This window comes from Novosphingobium sp. 11B, assembly GCF_054589055.1.
Genome location: NZ_BAAILP010000308.1, coordinates 1 through 16,268 on the forward strand (window position 1 = coordinate 1; position 16,268 = coordinate 16,268).

At 59.2% G+C, this 16,268-nt stretch carries 9 protein-coding genes and 2 pseudogenes; 3 read left to right on the top strand and 8 right to left on the bottom strand.

The window, feature by feature from the left end:
• Positions 1 to 67: 67 nt before the first annotated feature.
• From ACYPYD_RS26175 to ACYPYD_RS26195, 5 genes are all read right to left on the bottom strand, one after another.
• Positions 68 to 610 (bottom strand): NUDIX hydrolase, encoded by a 543-nt coding sequence (locus ACYPYD_RS26175; RefSeq protein WP_459666569.1) that lies wholly within the window; start codon positions 608 to 610, stop codon positions 68 to 70.
• 257 nt (positions 611 to 867) lie between these two features.
• Positions 868 to 3,789, bottom strand: a complete 2,922-nt coding sequence (locus tag ACYPYD_RS26180; RefSeq protein WP_459666571.1) for a TonB-dependent receptor domain-containing protein — start codon at positions 3,787 to 3,789, stop codon at positions 868 to 870.
• 465 nt (positions 3,790 to 4,254) lie between these two features.
• Positions 4,255 to 6,474 (bottom strand): TonB-dependent receptor, encoded by a 2,220-nt coding sequence (locus tag ACYPYD_RS26185; protein WP_459666574.1) that lies wholly within the window; start codon positions 6,472 to 6,474, stop codon positions 4,255 to 4,257.
• Between the two features lie 244 nt (positions 6,475 to 6,718).
• A complete protein-coding gene (locus ACYPYD_RS26190) occupies positions 6,719 to 8,584 on the bottom strand; it encodes a glycoside hydrolase family 3 protein (RefSeq protein ID WP_459666577.1) in 1,866 nt (621 codons plus the stop codon).
• 377 nt (positions 8,585 to 8,961) lie between these two features.
• The gene (locus tag ACYPYD_RS26195) at positions 8,962 to 10,011 is read right to left on the bottom strand and encodes an amidohydrolase family protein (protein WP_459666579.1); all 1,050 of its coding nucleotides are present in this window, start codon (positions 10,009 to 10,011) and stop codon (positions 8,962 to 8,964) included.
• Positions 10,012 to 10,370: 359 nt separating this feature from the next.
• On the opposite strand from ACYPYD_RS26195, the gene ACYPYD_RS26200 reads away from it, so the two are divergent.
• From ACYPYD_RS26200 to ACYPYD_RS26210, 3 genes and pseudogenes are all read left to right on the top strand, one after another.
• The gene (locus tag ACYPYD_RS26200; RefSeq protein WP_459666581.1) at positions 10,371 to 11,273 is read left to right on the top strand and encodes an NAD(P)-dependent oxidoreductase; all 903 of its coding nucleotides are present in this window, start codon (positions 10,371 to 10,373) and stop codon (positions 11,271 to 11,273) included.
• Positions 11,274 to 11,559: 286 nt separating this feature from the next.
• On the top strand, positions 11,560 to 12,942 hold the full coding sequence (locus ACYPYD_RS26205) for a spinster family MFS transporter (protein WP_459666583.1): 1,383 nt from the start codon (positions 11,560 to 11,562) through the stop codon (positions 12,940 to 12,942).
• Between the two features lie 381 nt (positions 12,943 to 13,323).
• Positions 13,324 to 13,728 (top strand): annotated as a pseudogene (locus ACYPYD_RS26210) (glucose-6-phosphate isomerase); the annotation flags it as partial.
• Positions 13,729 to 13,932: 204 nt separating this feature from the next.
• On the opposite strand, the gene ACYPYD_RS26215 reads toward ACYPYD_RS26210, so the two are convergent.
• The 3 genes and pseudogenes from ACYPYD_RS26215 to ACYPYD_RS26225 all read right to left on the bottom strand — a co-directional run.
• Entirely contained in the window at positions 13,933 to 14,313 is a 381-nt protein-coding gene (locus tag ACYPYD_RS26215; RefSeq protein ID WP_459666585.1) for a diguanylate cyclase domain-containing protein, read from the bottom strand.
• A 92-nt stretch (positions 14,314 to 14,405) separates the two neighbouring features.
• Positions 14,406 to 15,746 (bottom strand): IS701 family transposase, encoded by a 1,341-nt coding sequence (locus tag ACYPYD_RS26220; protein WP_459666587.1) that lies wholly within the window; start codon positions 15,744 to 15,746, stop codon positions 14,406 to 14,408.
• A 235-nt stretch (positions 15,747 to 15,981) separates the two neighbouring features.
• Positions 15,982 to 16,268: pseudogene (locus ACYPYD_RS26225) on the bottom strand (transposase); the annotation flags it as partial.

Here is a 16,268-nt window from a genome sequence, read left to right on the forward strand (position 1 = left end):
CATTGCTCCTGACGCGGTGGAAAACACCGGCGCCAGCGCTCGCCCAAGTCAAGCCGCCAAACACCGATCAAACTCGGGACACACCAGAGCGGCGGGCTCGTGAATAACCCGGGCTAAGCGTTCGAGATTTGGGCGCAAAGGATACATTAGTGACTGAAGCCGCGTCGTTGAGAAACCGCTGAGCCTCTCCCCATATCAGTCGCACGCTTTCTACTTCTTCGATACAGGCGTGGTCGCTAACGCCCGGGAGATGGATGATGTAAAAACGCGTGTCGAAACAGCGCTTTTGTTCGTGGGCGGGTTGCCACCTTGCCCATGGCACAAGCGCATCGAGATCGATCGAAACGTGGAATTCGCGTAGCAATTCTGCAAAGCTTGATCCTTGTTGAAGACCCTCGCGAATGAGATACAGTGTGTCCGGACTGGGGTTAGGCGTCAGGCCGATTGCAAGCCCGACTTCCTCGAGGGTCTCTCGAATTGCCGCGATACGCGCAGCCGCTTCGCTTACGGGCTGAGCGCCGAGCATCATCGCAAGCTTGGTGTCGCCTGGATCAATGCGTCCGCCGGGAAATACGGATGAACCTGCAGCAAAAAGCGAGCTGGCGTGCACGTTCGACCATTAGGATTTCACAGCCCGCTCCAGGGCCGCCTTGAAAGTGATCACCGAAGCTGCCGCTATGGCGGGCTGAGAAAGCTCAGTCATAACATCTGCACTTTCTATTTCTTTGCCCACGCCTGCCGCACCGCTCCTATGTTCGGTCGAATTACCCGAAATACATGGCAAACTGTCGATCTTTAGAAAATCAGGTGGGCCCTCCCAACTAAGAATGGAGCAGGCCTTTCCAGACCTGCCCCAATTCCGATCCGTTAAAACTGTGCCCTGACGCCAACAGTGAAGAAGCGCCCGATGGTGTCATAAATTGTCGTGTCTGTTGGAGCGTTCAAACCCGTCGCCGCACCATACTGCTGCACTGGCGGCTTCACATTAAACAGGTTCTGCACATTGATGAAGAACTGCGGTTTACTAGGAAGTGGAATATTGAAGTTGATGTTGGCATCTACGTAGGTTCGGTTCGGTGACCGGGTCTGGAAGCCGGGAGCGAACACTTCGGTAACTCCTCGATTAAAGCTACCTGTGAATCGTTCCGTGAACGTAATATCAAAATCCTCTTGAGAGTAGGTCTGCGTCAGCATCCCTCGCCACTTCGGCAACCCGCCACCCGCGACGCCGGTACCAGAGGAATAACCGTTGATCGTCCTGCCCGCACGATGGACCACAGGCTGAGAAGAGGCGTTTTGCGTATCATACTTATCAAGGTAGTTCGCAAAAGCACGCAAGCTGAGACGGCCGGCATCCGTGCCGAACAGACCGTCGAGCGAGGTGCTGTAATTTAGTTCAAAATCGATCCCCTGCGTGGTCAGGGCAGCAAGATTGAGAGGAACCACATAGATCGCCGTCGGCGCGTTGGCCGGAGTGGTGTTGGAATAGGGGAACGGTCGCACAATGAGCGAGCAGACAGGTGCCGTGCCGCCGCTCGCCTGGCATTCGGCGAGTTGCGTAATCTCGCTGGTTGTCTGTATCGCGCCCTTCACCTTAATGCGATATGCATCGATTGACAACGTCAGACCGGGTACTGCAGCGGGTTGGAATACAACGCCGACTGTTGTGGTATCTGCCTTCTCCGGGTCAATATTGCGATTGCCCTGATTGATCACCGCGACGACATTTTGGGTATTCGTGAGTGGATCCTGAACCCCGATGTTGCGAACGTTGGGCCCAGCGTAGAGATCGAAGAGGCTGGGTGCTGCTATATCGCGTGACTGTGTGGCGCGGACACGAAGGCCGCGAACAGGCGTCCAGCTCAGACCGGCCTTCCAGGTTTCAACCGTACCGCTGGTACGATAGTTGGTTACACGCCCGGCAAGATCAAGGTCGAGCGCCTGAGCAAAAGGCTGATCCTTGAAGAGCGGGATAGAGAGTTCACCGTAAACCTCCTTGATGGCCTGACTGCCTGAGGCCTGACCAACGTTGTTGACCAGATAGGTCAGCGCGTTGCTCGGCACGCCCCGGATATTTCCGAAGTATGCTGCGCGCTGCGCCGGGGTCGCAAGTGATGCCGGGTCGGCGTTACTGGTCTGTTCGAGCTTCTGATGACGATACTCGGCACCAACGGCGATACGGACCGGGCCTGCCGGCAGTTCGAACAGATCACCGTGAATGTTGGCATTCACGTAATACATGTCGTTGACAATCTGCGATCGCGAAAGCTGGCGCGTGTAAGCTGTCGCTTCGGCCGAGACATTCCCGTCGCCGAGCGGATTCATCGGCACGCAACCAGGCAGGAAACCCGGATTGGTCAGTGTGATCCTGCAGACAACCTGATTCGTCGAGGGATCGCGAACGGCGTCGATCGATGCGAAGAAACGACGCGCATCAAGTTCATTGGAGTCGAGATTGAGTTTCGACCGTCCGCGCACGAAGTTCACGTCCCAGCCCCAACTGCCTGCGAACGTGCCCTTGAGCCCGGCCTGACCGCTCCAGTAAGTCGTCACGCTCTTCGCATGCATGAGCGGCATGTCATTGAAATGCCGCCCCATTTGGAAGCTGCCCTGGCCCGCAGCGTCAAGCAGAGCGCCGATCGCAGGGTTGAGATAAGCGTTGTCGCGATAGATCGTCAGTGTGCGATTGCTGTTCGGGCGGTTGCTGACGGCCTGGGTATCGAACTGCGTCTCGCTGCGCCCGTATATGCCCTGCGCGAAGAATTCGATATCATCCGTTAGGTCGACGGACGTTCGCAGGAAACCCTGGTCGGTCTTAAGGGATGCTGCGAGAGCCGTTGTGTAGACTATACCGTCACCGCCGGCCTGCGTAGCACTCGATCCCGTCCGGGCACCGTTCACAAACGGCGTCAGGGTCCCATCCGGCAAGAAACGCTGACCGGCAAGCACACCCGTGCTGATGAGACCACCGTAGCTCATGACGCTGGTCCGCGCCATGGGCGTCTGGACGTAAGGGTTTGCGGCGGTACCGGCACCGGTGAGTGCGACATCCGGATGCGACCACGGACGGTCGTTGAGAGAACCGACACCGTCCGAATCGTAGCGCTCGTAGCTCGCAAGGACATGAATGCGATTACCCAGCGAGAAGCCGCCAGCGACACCAAGCCGATAAGACGCATCGTCTCCGTAAGTCGAAACGCCTCGCTGAGCGACAGCCTTGACGCCCTCGAACTTTTCATCGAGCACATAGTTGACCACACCAGTCACCGCGTCCGAACCGTAAACCGCAGATGCGCCGCCTGTGACCACGTCAACCCGACTGACCAGCAGCTGCGGCAGAAGATTGGTATCGACCGCGTTGGTATTGGTGGTTGGCACAACGCGCGACCCATTCAGCAACGTCAGCAGTCGTTGCGAGCCCAGACCGCGCAGGTTGAGATAGTTGCCCTTCGCCGAACTCGTGGCGGCGCTGGTGCCGCCCGTGTTCTGGTTCGATGATGCAGCAAAGACCGGCAGCTTGTTGAGCGCGTCTGCAATGCTGCTCGGCGCCGCCTGCACAAGGTCCTGCGAAGTAACTGCGGTAACCGGCGTCGGCGCCTGCGAACCGTTGCGCGCCAAGCGAGAGCCGGTGACGATGATGTCCGCAGTTGACGCGCCATTGGCTGCGGATGCTTGCTCGGTGGCTTGGGACGGTCCTGTATCAGTTTGCGGATTTGCGTCCTGAGCGTTGGCAGGGACCGCTAGGAGCGCGATCGCTGACGTGGCACAGGCGAGTGAGAGCTTTTTCATTATCATCCTCCCTTAGCAAGCCGCCCGCAATCACGGGACGGTCTATAGGAGGTGCAGGGCAACTTCCGTGCCAGAACCCGCAGATGCTTGGAAACGTTCATTTCCGAGAGAATTTCCGCCCCCCCTTTGTGCTTTTGCCGGCTCATCAGTTGTCTACGCCGGGAACATTGAGTGTCATGGCTGCGGACAGAAGCAGAATGCAAGAACCGTCCGCGGCCTCAGCCTCGGAACCGAGCGCGTATGCGCTGCAGAAATGAGGGACGGCTCACGTGTCCGCGACGGTGCGGATGGCAAGAAGAAAGTCTCCGCCGCCGGTAACGAACGCTGACGCGCTCGCACCGGGGCGAAGACAGTGGGTGGATCAGAGAAGAACCGCCCAGGTGCGCCGCGTTGATGCCGCGCGCCGCATCGGCTGTAGACCAGTACCTTCGAGGCGAGCTGGGCGAGCCGGTCCTGCTCGCGTTGTCAGAACTTGATTCCAGCGCGTACTCCATACGTACGCGGATCCGCGATCTGCACGACCGACCGCGTGCCGACCGCTATGCTGGTCACCACGTTGGCGTCTTCGATGTTCTTGATGAAGCCCTGGAGATACCAGGCTCGCTCGGGCGCATTGTAAGTAAGCGTCGCGTCGGTCCTGGTGAAACTGGGCTGCCGGTAGAAGTTAGCCGAACCGAGCAGAACGATCGTGTAACTGTCGCTGAGCTTGGTATGCGCGCCCGCCACGATTTCTCCGCCATTGCCCAACGGGAACGTATGGTTGTAACCGGCCGAGACCGTCCAGTCCGGAGAGCGATCGAGCGGCTTTCCGGCAAAGTTGGTCGTCGGATTGAGCGGATAGTCGGTGTAATGGGCATCGAGATAAGACATCGAGAAATCGAACTGGTCGTTCGGGCTGGGCCGCGCCGTCGCCTCGATTTCCAGTCCGCTGACCGAAGACCTGGCGGCATTGGTAGTGAGCGCGCATGTCGCCGTGCCTGGCCCCGTGCATTCCGCAACAATCTGCGTCAGCTGCATATTGCTGTATTTGTAATGGAAGGCAGCCAGATTGAGACGCAAGGCGTTGTTCAGCAACCGCGTTTTCACACCACCCTCAAAGGCGGTAAGTGTCTCGGGCTCGTAGTAGAGGGTATTCTCCGTGCGGGTGCACCCTGCCGCGGTTCCGGTCAGACATCCATCGTTGAAGCCACCCGCCTTGTAGCCTGACGAAGCGACCGCATAGATTAGCGTCGTGGAATTGGCATCGAAGTCGATGCCGCCCTTCCAGGTCACTTTGGAGAAGCTGACACTGGCGTTGTTGGGTGTCTGCGTCTGCGAGGTGCATGCGTAGTCGATGCAAGTGCGCGCCAAACCCACACGAGACTTGTCGTCATGCGAATAGCGCACCCCGCCTGTCACCCGCAGGCGATCGGTCAGCGAATAGGTGCCCTGGCCGAAGAAAGCATAAGATTCAGAGATCGTCGGGTCGGAAAGGAAGCCTGCTGTACGACCATCTCCGGTCGGCCCCGGGTTCGGGACCTGAAGGACACGCAGGTCAGTATGGGACTTCTCCTTGAAGTAATAGGCTCCGGCCTGCAGCTTGAGAGGACCATTCCCGTTCGTCGCGAAACGCAATTCCTGCGAATTCTGCCAATAGCCCCCTTCAAAGCCCTGCTTGTAGACATCACGGCCGTCAGGACTGATGCGGGCCTCCAGTTCGTCGCGCTGAAGTTTGCGATAGGATCCGATGTAAGTGGCTGTCACTGGCCCCAGTTCCTGGGTCAACTCGGCACTGACACCCCAGGTCTTGTTTCGACGGAAATTGTCAAAGTTGATCGGAGCGTTGACATAGCGGTATCGCTTCCCGTTGCCGCCGACATAGACAGGATCCACACCTGTCGTTGTCGCTGCGTAGAAGGAGCGAAGCGGTAGCGTGTCATAAGTTACGCCGCGGATGCGAGAATAATCCCCACGCAGCAGCAGATCGCCGCTCGCCCATTTGTACAGACCCTGCAAGCGTCCCGAGATATTGTTCTTGAACGGATCGATGCGTCCGGTCACCGCCGGCCCTGCGTCGACGTAATTGTCGCGCCGGTCGTAATTGACCGATGCTCGAACCGCCACGGAATCGCTTAGCGGCACATTGACGGTGCCGCTTGTGGTCAGAGCGTCATAGTTTCCATACTGGACGTCCGCCGAACCACCGAACGAGAACGTCGGTCGATTGGTGATGACGTTCACGACGCCGGCCGTCGTGTTACGACCATAGAGCGTACCTTGCGGACCGCGCAGCACTTCCACGCGCGCAATGTCGAAGAAACTCGTCTCCTGCGCCTGTGGCCGAGCGATATAGATTCCGTCGAGCATGAAAGCGGCGGAAGGGTCGCCTTTTTCCGTCGTGTCGGCGCTCGTCACGCCGCGAATGGTGATCTGGACACCACCATTCGTACGATCGATGGAAAGGTTAGGCACATAGTCCTTCAGTTCTGTCGGGTTGGTCACCCCTGCCTCGCGAAGCCCATCGCCCGTGATGGCGGTCAAGGCGACAGGCGTCTTCGAGGCCAGAGATTCCGTACGGTTGGCAGTGACTACGATATCCCCTCCCTGGAGCGATTCCTGGCCTTGCGCGGCAGCAGGCGCCGCTACGGACAGGATTGCGGAATATGCGGTGAAGGACAGCAGACTTGATTTCACAAAGACCCCCAATTGGATTTTTCATCGTTGCGGGTCGGACGAAAGCAAGAAGAATGCCAAGAACTCTCTACCGAGATCGAATTCTCCATGAGGTCCCGTTCGGTCGCCTCGGGCGACCAAACGGAAAGGGCGAAGCGCCTTGTGCAACCGCAAGGCGCGCATCCCTCCTCAGTCCGATGACCGTGCCGGACATGCTATCATGTCGTTCAGGCCGACAGGCTGTCCTTGCAACGAGCAGGCAGTTTGATGTTCATCATTACCGAACTATGCCGCTGCCCATCCGGTACAAGGGCCTTTCACTGTCGTTGGGCATCGCGGGATCCTGCTTATCGACTGCATCCATCGACGACGGCAATTCGAAAGGAAGCCGACCGCGCGGCGCGATCCGTCCGGTAAGAGCCGCCAGCAGCGCGTCGTCCGCGATACCGAAGTTGGCGAGTACGACACTCGCGTCGCCGTCGAGAGAGCCAAGGACAGCGGGCCGATCGAGAAACACCGATGCAATGACGGGAAGCTGTTTCGACAGCGTGCGCACCTCCTGCGCCTGCGTGTTGTCCGGCGCGAAGTCCAGACGCCCCTCATGCTGGCGTGCGCCGATGAAGTTGTAGGGATGCAGCGTCTCATACGGCGCATCGACGCGGACCAGGGCGACCTCGGCCTGCGCAGTATCGCTCACAGGAACCAGGCCAGCCGCCCGCAGGGCATCGGCGGACACCCCACTGGCGAAGACGCGCTTGCCAGGCTTGAGCGGCAGAATGCCGCCCTTGTCCTTAAGCAGGACCTGAGCCTCCGCCTGGGCACGCAGAGCGATCGTCCGTGTCTGCGGGGTGTTCACGACGGCGTCGGCCTTCACCGGATCGACGAAGGGATTCTCAAAAAGCCCCATGACGAATTTGGCCTCGAGAATTCGCGAAACCGCCTGGTCCAGACGCTCGACGGGGATGTCTCCCGCCTGGACTGCCGCGACAATCTGCTGCGGCTCGGCCACGCCGCCAAACTGATCGACGCCTGCCATCATCGCCTTGGTGAAGCGTTGGCGACGAGTCAGGGTTTCGACGCCCCACGGCATGCCCAGGGTCGCCCGGCCCTGAGGGTTGGCCGCCGAAGGATTGAAACACGCAAGAGGACAATCGTTGGTGATTGCCCAGTCCGACAGGATGATGCCCCCGAAGTGGTACTTGTCGCGCAGCAGGTCATTGAGGAGTTGGCGGCTGTAGCCTGCGGCGACCGGCTCGAGTGGCCGGCCATCGACCTTCACGCCTTCGACGATGCTGTATGTCGGCATGACCGCTCCCACACGAGCGGCAAAGCCACCCAGGAACGGCTCGATCTGGAGCTTGAAGGAGCGCGCATTCACGCGTGATCGCTTGCCGTAGGAATTATGTGCGTCGAGCCCGTTCACGGTCGCGCCATAAGCCACCCAATGTTTGATCGTGGCCAGAACGCCATCGCCTTGCAGTCCATTGGCGCTGCCCTGAAACCCGGCGACGTAAGCGAAGGCCATGTCCCTCGACAGTCTGGCATCGGCGCCGAAGCCGCCATATCCGCGTGCCCAGCGCGGCTCGCTATACAGATCCACTTGGGGCGACAGTGCCTGCTGGATACCTGTCGCGCGATATTCCCGACGAGCGATGTTCGCAAATTCCCTCACCAGCTTCGTGTCCCCCGTCGCCGCGAAACCGAGGGTCTCGGGCCATCGGGAATAGCCTGCGGAGGCGCTGCTCTGTCCGGTTATGTACAGGAAATGGTGCCTTGGGTCCGTGCTGACGGTGAGCGGAATGCCAAGACGCCCTCGCTCGGCGATTTCCTGGGCAGCGTTGTTCTGGATCGCCATCGTCTTTGGCGGCACTGCCAGCCGCGTCAGGAAACTCGTCACTCCTTCCTGCAGGACGACCGGGCTAAGGGTCTCGAGGTCATAGCCGACGGACGACACGCCCCGCTCAGTTCCAATTTCCGGAAAGCTCGAGTGCATGACGGTGCCGGCCTTCTCCTCGAGTGTCATGCGCTTCACGAGGTCAGCTGTCCTTGTTGCCGCCGGCAGTCTCCAATCCTCGTAGGGGGCTAACCTGCCGTCGCGGTCGAGATCGCGAAACTGCAAGCCATCTATGACGATGACAGGCACGCCATGACTGCCGAGAAGAGGCTGGCTCGTGTCATGTCGCGGTGGCCCGGCTCCGATGGTTGTCATCGCGGTAAAAATCAGGGCAACATTGGAAACTCGACTGGAGCGCAAAGGGTAAACCTCCGATTATCAACCAAACGGCAGAAGCAAGCTGCATGCCAACCCTCCGACGATCAGCCGACGCCCCGGACGGTCTAGCAAACCCGCCTTTTGTGACGAAGTCGCGACGGCGATGACGCAATCCTGTACGGTTGGCATACCCACCGACCTTCGCAATACCAGATGCACAAGCGCCGCTCGCTCGGAACGTGATCGGTTCATCCGCCAATTCCCGGCCATGACACACCTGCCAGGAGAATGCCGGTGCCTCAACGCGCCTAAAGGCGATACACCCGCCTAGCCGTATCGCTGAAGATCGCCGCCCGCTCGTGATCGGAGTATCCTTCCACTATACGGGCATAGATGTTCCACAGGACATCGTAGGGAACTCCTGCCTTCTCGACCGGAAAATTGGAGGCCGCCATACAACGGTCCGGACCGAGCACCTCGATCGCCGTCTCCAGATAGGGGCGCCAGAGTTCAGCGAGTTCCTTTGAGCCAGCAGGACGGGTTGATGCGCGAAAATCGAAGTTCCCGAGCGACATCAGCATCCCGCCCAGTTTCATGGTAACATTAGGGCAGCCGGCAAGATCGCGCATCGACCGGCTCCAGTCTGAGAAAACCTCAGCATCGCGTCCCCGATACCCGGCGTACCCCAATGGACTGCCGCAATGGATGACCACGATGCTCAGCGCGGGCACGGCGCGGGCCATCGCGACAACGTCCCCCATTTGCGGATGGAAGATGCTGGCTTCGAAAACCAGGCCATGCCCGGCGATTACGCGAAGCCCTTCATGAAAGGTCGGCTCGCGCAGGACGCCGGGCCGATCTGCGACATTGCCACTGCCGATAACCGGATCCGCGTCCCATTTGGCGCGCGTCCTGATACCACGCAACCGTCCGTTTGCAGCTTCGAGATGAGCCTCGACGACTTGCGCGATCGCATCGCCCATCGCCGGGTCCGCGTTGGCAACGATACCGGCCGCAATCTTGGTCGCCGTGTATTTCCCGCTAGCCGCGACGGCTCCCATTCCGGCGGCAAATTCCGTTTCCCCAACCGAGCGCAGGATCGCCGGGCCATCGGCGCGATACATCGACCCGCATTCGACATACACTGTCGATTCCACCTTGCGACGGCTCATCGCGATGTCGCAGGCATGCTCCTCGACAAAATAGCGATAACCGCTGGCATGGTGCCACATATGCATGTGCGTGTCGATAATCGGCATGTCAGCAAAGAGCGGTTCTTCGGGAACAGCCAGCGCCAGCCAGGCTTCGTCGGGACGTTGGGTGCGACTGAAGTCGGTGGTGGAAGTGTCATGGTGCATCGGCGTCGTCTCCTTCGACCAGCTACGGTGATCGTTTCCATTGGCCGGCCGAGTCCTCTCGCCGACACGTCCTGCGCATGCGAGAATCATGCCGATTTCGGCGAGGCACGACATGGTCGTGCGATCAATCACCCTGTGCATGCCCGCAGAGCATTGTGCTGGCCCGCGCGGAGCCGACACGAAGACGGCAACCGCTTGAACCCGTCTAAGTCGAGCGAACTGGCATGCTGCTTGCTAAATCGAGCACGAAGCATCCGCGCCGAAGGGCGCGCCTGGCGATCCTGCAACCCTCAGCCAGAGGCAACTGGCGGATCGCTGTGCGGCGAAAGCAAAATCGATAGGCAAATGGGAGAGATGAAATGAGCAGCGACCGCAATGCCACGGTGGGTTTCATAGGGCTGGGAGCAATGGGTCAACCGATGGCGCTCAACATCGCGAAGGCCGGGATGCCAATGGTGGTCTTCGATATCGCGCCGGAGCGCTTCAGCCCGCTGGAGCAACTGGGTGCGCGCTGGGCCGCCTCCCCGGCGATGGTCGCCGAGGCCGCAACGATCATCATCTCGATGGTCGATACCAAAGCACAGAACGAAGCTGTCATATTCGGGGACGATGGGATTGCGCAGAATGCCCGTGAAGGCGACCTCGTGATCGTCATGAGCACGATCGATCCCGAGGCATCTCGGGATTTTCGCGATCGTCTCGCAGAAAGAGGAATCCTTCTGGTAGACGCACCGGTGACCGGCATGATCGAAGGCGCGAAGGCGGGACGGTTGAACGCCTACGTCGGAGGCAGCCCCGAAGCAGTGGAGTGTGCGCGCCCGGTTCTGCAGACCATGACGCAGGAAATACTGCACGTTGGCGATGCGGGCCAAGGTAGCACCCTCAAGCTCATCAACAACATGCTGGCCCAGGCCAACCGTGTGTTGGTCGTCGAAGCCATGGTGCTCGCGGCAAAAGCAGGGATCGATCTGCAGCTCCTGATCGATACGGTCTCGAGATCGACGGGGAACAGCGTGATCTTCCAGCATGCCGCACCCAGGCTGCTTTCGCGCGATTTCACGGGAATTCGAATGGACATCACCATCAAGGATCTCGAAACGGAAACGCAAATCGGCAAGTCGCTTGGTGTCCCGCTGTTCATGGCGAATGTCGCCCAACAGGTCTACATGATGGCAAAGGCTGCCGGTTACGGCAGCGAGGACCCGGCAGCTGTCGTCAAGGTCTATGAACAGCTCACCGGCGTGTCGCTGGCCGGCAAGTAATATCCCGGCACCAGGCATGGTGCCTGCCACGCGAGCACCATGTCTTCGCCGCGGTCACGAAGAGCCGTCCCGGTCAGCCCGGGTCGGTCGCGCTTTGCAACTCAGCCATGCTGCGAACGCATCCCGGGCCAATTCAGTTAAGAAAATCTGCAGCAGCAGGCTGGTCTTCGCGGCAATGGCATGGTGATTGCTAGAGATGGAACAACCGCCAAGGAAGCGGTGCCAACGGGACAACGGCTTACAAGGCACTGTCTCATGACTGGATCAGGATCGAGAGAGGAATGGCGTGAAGGATCATTATAGCGAACGGGTTCCGTTCCCTGAACATCTGCACAAACCAGCCGCCTCGAGCGAAGCGGGTGGCTCCAATCTCCAGACATCGTCCCTGCCGTACCCCAAGCCCGCCTATGCATGGTTCGTCGTCGTGTGCCTGCAACTGGCCTATGCGGTCGCCTTGATCGATCGCCAGATCCTTTCACTGCTGGTACAGCCGATCCGCGCGGATCTCGCACTGTCGGATACCCAGTTCAGTCTCCTAGTCGGCTTCGCCTTCGTCTTGTTCTACAGCACGATGGGCCTTTTCTGCGGCCGCCTTGCCGACACAAGGAATCGTCGCAACATGATCATCTACGGGATGATTCTTTGGTCACTCGCGACAGCTGCCTGCGGGCTTGCAACCAACTTCACTCAACTGTTCATCACGCGCATGCTGGTTGGCGTTGGAGAAGCGGTTCTCAGCCCCGCCGCATATTCGATGATCGCGGATTATTTTCCCAAGGAAAAACGTTCGCAAGCTGCGGCCGCATACTCAATGGCAATATCTTTGGGATATGGCGGCGCTCTTCTGGCTGGTGGACTGATTGTCGCTGCTGTGTCGGAACACCAGTCGATCGTGGTTCCGGTGGTCGGTTCCCTGCGAGGCTGGCAAGCCGTTTTGATGATTGTCGGCGCGCCTGGTCTGATCGTGGCAGCAATGATGCTGTTCATCAGAGAGCCTGTTCGCCGGGAGGTTAAGAAGGGCGAGCATAAAGTCGGCGATGCGATTGCCTTCGTTCGGTCACGAGCCCAGATCCTGACCCTGGTCATTCTCGCGTTTGCACTGAATGGTCTCATCACCAATTGTGTATCGACCTGGACCCCCGCCACCTTCATGCGCACGTTCGGATGGTCGGCGGCGCACATTGCCGCGATCCAGGGCCTCGTCGTGATGACGTTCGGATCTGCAGGCATCTTTGCTGGTGGCTGGGTGGTGGCGCGGGTCGGTCAGCATGTGTCAAATGCCGTGGTTTTGACGACCGCCCGCAACGCCCTCCTCCTCATTCCCTTCTTCGCGCTGCTCCTTGGCTTCGCTCCGATGCCATGGTTGCGCATAGTCGGGATCGCCGGCATCGCGTTTCTCGGCGGGTTTCCTTCGGGCCTTGCCGCCGTCGCGATCTATCACATCACGCCCAACCAGTTTCGGGGTCAGGTGACCGCAATGTATCTCATGACCGGCACGCTCGTGGGTTTCGGTGTCGGAGTAACCTTGGTTGCTGCAATCACCGATTACATTTTCCAAAACGAGCACGCGATCGGAATATCCCTTGGTCTGGTAGTCGCTACAGCGGGCGTGGTGGCAGCGGGATTGCTGCATCTTGCCCTCAAACGGCCCGACAAGGATTGGGACTGATCGAGGGCTCGCGGTGCCCTGCCGGCAATGATTTGCTCCGTGCTTAATACCATTCCGGAAAGCGCCGCACTTGCTGCAATCCGCCTCACGGGAAATCGAGCGCAATCGTGATCGTCCCCAATGCCTTGATATTGGGCGAACATTTCAACCTCACAGGTCTGATTATGATGGTCACAGGGGTTAGCGAGAAAGTAATCGTGATAACGGGGCCAAGCAGCGGCCTTGGCGCAGCGACCGGAGCTCACCTAGCTAGTTTGAGCGGTTTCATCGCCCTGGCAGCACGCCGAAACGAGCGGGTCACCGCGCTTGCCCGCCTCCACCCTCGTGCAAAGGCAATGAATCACCTCAAGCCGCTAGGCGCCAGCAGTTTTTCGAGGCGTCCAGCTGCTTCATCAGGGCACCAACCTCGTGCCAGTGGACTTCGTCGCCTCGATCGCGCGGGGTCACGACCTCGCCTTCGACCATCACCGCATCCTGCTGTCGAACTGCTTCGCGCAGGGGGCGGCGCTGATGGCGGGCAAGCACAGCGACGATCCGGGCCGCGCCTATCCGGGCGACCGTTCCTCCGCGACGATCCTGGTGGACGACCTGACGCCCGCGACGTTCGGCGCGCTGATGGCGTTCCACGAGCACCGCACCTTCGCCAACGCGGTGCTGCTGGGCATCAATCCCTTCGACCAGTTCGGCGTCTAGCTGGGCAAGGAGATCGCCAAGCAGATCGACGCAGGCGGCACGCAGTTTGACCCCTCGACCACGGCGCCGCTGGCGCTGGCGAGGATCGGCTAAGTTTATGGGATGGCCAATTGACGCTGGGTCGCTTTTAATCTGAATTTGGTCACGATTGGCCGATTCCGAAAAGGGGGCCTCACATGAAACGGGCACAGATATACGCTAAGCCGTTCTGATCCAAAATTTCCTGTCCCCGAAGGCGAACCGGCGGACCGACAAATAGGGTTGGAGACATCAGGGTAGAATTTTGCCCTAGACATATCAGGATGCCGTTAAAGATCCGGCAGCCCCAAATATCTTGCCGCTGCCTTTCATCGTGCGTTTGGCAGTATACAGCGCTACGTCGGCGCGCCTGAGACCATCGTGAGGGTCATCGGCATCCGCTTCGAGGAACGCGCCGCCGATAGTTGCCGAAACCAATCTCTTGTATCCGTCCCGTTCCACCGTATGGCGAAGGCTGCCGAGCATTTCAGTGATGTATACCTCTGCCCGCGCGCAGTCACGTGGCCTGGTCAGCAAAATAACGAACTCGTCGCCCCCCAGGCGGGCGACAAAGATTCCATTGCCAGCCTTGTGCCGGAGCCGGTCCGCCATCACACGCAGTACATCATCGCCCGCTGCATGTCCGAAAGTATCGTTCACCCCTTTAACCTTACTGCGTCATAAATGGCTGATTGATTCTGGTGCAGCAAGGACATCGGATGAGGCGCCGCGCCATTGCCGCAGTGAGCATTCTACGGAGCGTCGCGATCGAGTTCGAGGTATGGCGCTCCGGCCGTATGGGTATGTCCAAGGGGTCTAGAACCGCGGGGAACCGGAGGTTCTTCGCGGTTCCCGGTAAAGGCAAGTCCAGAGGGGGGAATCGTCTCCCGTTCGGAGATCAGGAATCCGTAGGCTGCGATGCATAGACTGGCATGATGGTGGAAGCCACGCCAACCTCGCCCTTCATAGTGACCCAAGCCCAGTTCCTGTTTGAGGTCTCGATAGTCTCGCTCAATTCGCCACCGCATTTTGGTCGCGAAAACCAAATCTTGTAATGTGGTTGTAGCCGGCAGCGTTGAGAGCCAATACTTGAGAGGCTCATCATCTCCCTCGGGCCATTCGACTAGGAACCATTCTTCAGCCCTTGGCTGTGTAAGATCATAGTCTCTGGAGGCGACGCGAATACGTACAGCTGCAAAGCGGGATGCTAGCTCGACGTTGGTTCCTTCGCGCCATGCAATAGTCTTCCACATATCGACCGGCAGGTCATGGGCCAATGCTTTGGCTGAAAGCGGTTTATGGTCTTTGCTTCGTTGCAACAGCTTGGGAGGGCGACCTCTCCCGCTCCATGTTTTTGGTGGTAACGGCCCTTCACCCGGGCGCCAAAGACTGACGGTTGGTTGGACGCCTACTGAATAGGTGAGCCCGAGATCAGTCAGCTCCTGGCGAAACTGGCCATCCGCGCCGTACCCTGCATCGGCGAGCACGATACCAACTGGTGTCTGTTCCGCGAGCGCAGCGCGAACCTGATCGATCGCAATTTGAGGCTTCGTCTGAAAGACTGCCTCGTCTGGTATCTTTGCTTTATGGCGTCGCTCTGGGTCGTCCAGCCAGATCTCGGGCAGGTAAAGCTGCCAGGCGATCGGCAAGCTTGCGCCCTCATTGGCTATGGAGAGGCTGACAGCGACTTGGCAGTTATCTTGTTTGCCGAGTTGTCCGCAATATTGACGCGCGACACCGACCGAGTGTTTGCCCTTCTTCGGAAAACCCGTGTCATCGATGATCCAGGACGTGATCGGCCCGCTGCGCTCGATCATCTGTGGCAATACCCAATCTCGGACACGCCTTATCAATGCTTCATCAGACCACGGCGCCTGCCCCACAAAATGCAGTAAAGACTGATGTTTGGCCGAAACACGCGCCGGTGCTGTCACCGCCGCCAACGGTTCCACGCTCTTGCGTGCCACTGGCATCATCAACCCAATACAATAATCTCGAAGCGGCTCTGCACGATCCGCATGCCCGATGACTTCGGTTAGCGCTTCAACATATCCATCAAACGAGCTTGTCTCGTTCTCGCCGGTCGTCACCATGCCGCTCACCCGTCGCTATGAATCGGCAGTCTATCATAATCGATTCGCCAGCGAATCCCCCAGCCGGCGATTTTTGTGACTCAGTAAGATTAACAGGCTGCGGAAAAAGGGTTGGCAGAGCCGGCCATTGGCCTCGCTTTCGCCGTTTTCTAGCCCAAGGCGTCAGTCATTCTGGGAGGTAACCTTCCAGAATCCGGTCGTTTTTGACCGGCCTCGGGCGCTATGAGGCGCAGGCCTAGGTTGCGCCCAGCAGTTTCGGCAGCCTGACGAGGTTGTAGGCGGCAGCGGTGAGCGTGAAGGACCATCCGACGCGATCTTGCCCACGGTGTCGGGTTTTTCGCATGGTGCCGCAGGTTTTTGCCCATCCGAACACTTCCTCGATCCGCTTGCGAATTTTCTAGGAGAGGCCGTAGCCGGGATGGCGTGTCGTACGCCCGTCAATGGCAGAACGGCGATTGGTGTTATTCTGGGCCACGTGCGGGGTGACGTCCATCTCGCGCAATGCCTCGACGAAGGCGGCGG

What these genes read in the sequence shown, in the direction of transcription:
- ACYPYD_RS26220 (WP_459666587.1), bottom strand. Translation starts at nt 15,746, where the DNA reads ATGGTGACGACCGGCGAGAACGAGACAAGCTCGTTTGATGGATATGTT.
- ACYPYD_RS26180 (WP_459666571.1), bottom strand. Translation starts at nt 3,789, where the DNA reads ATGAAAAAGCTCTCACTCGCCTGTGCCACGTCAGCGATCGCGCTCCTA.
- ACYPYD_RS26200 (WP_459666581.1), top strand. Translation starts at nt 10,371, where the DNA reads ATGAGCAGCGACCGCAATGCCACGGTGGGTTTCATAGGGCTGGGAGCA.
- ACYPYD_RS26195 (WP_459666579.1), bottom strand. Translation starts at nt 10,011, where the DNA reads ATGCACCATGACACTTCCACCACCGACTTCAGTCGCACCCAACGTCCC.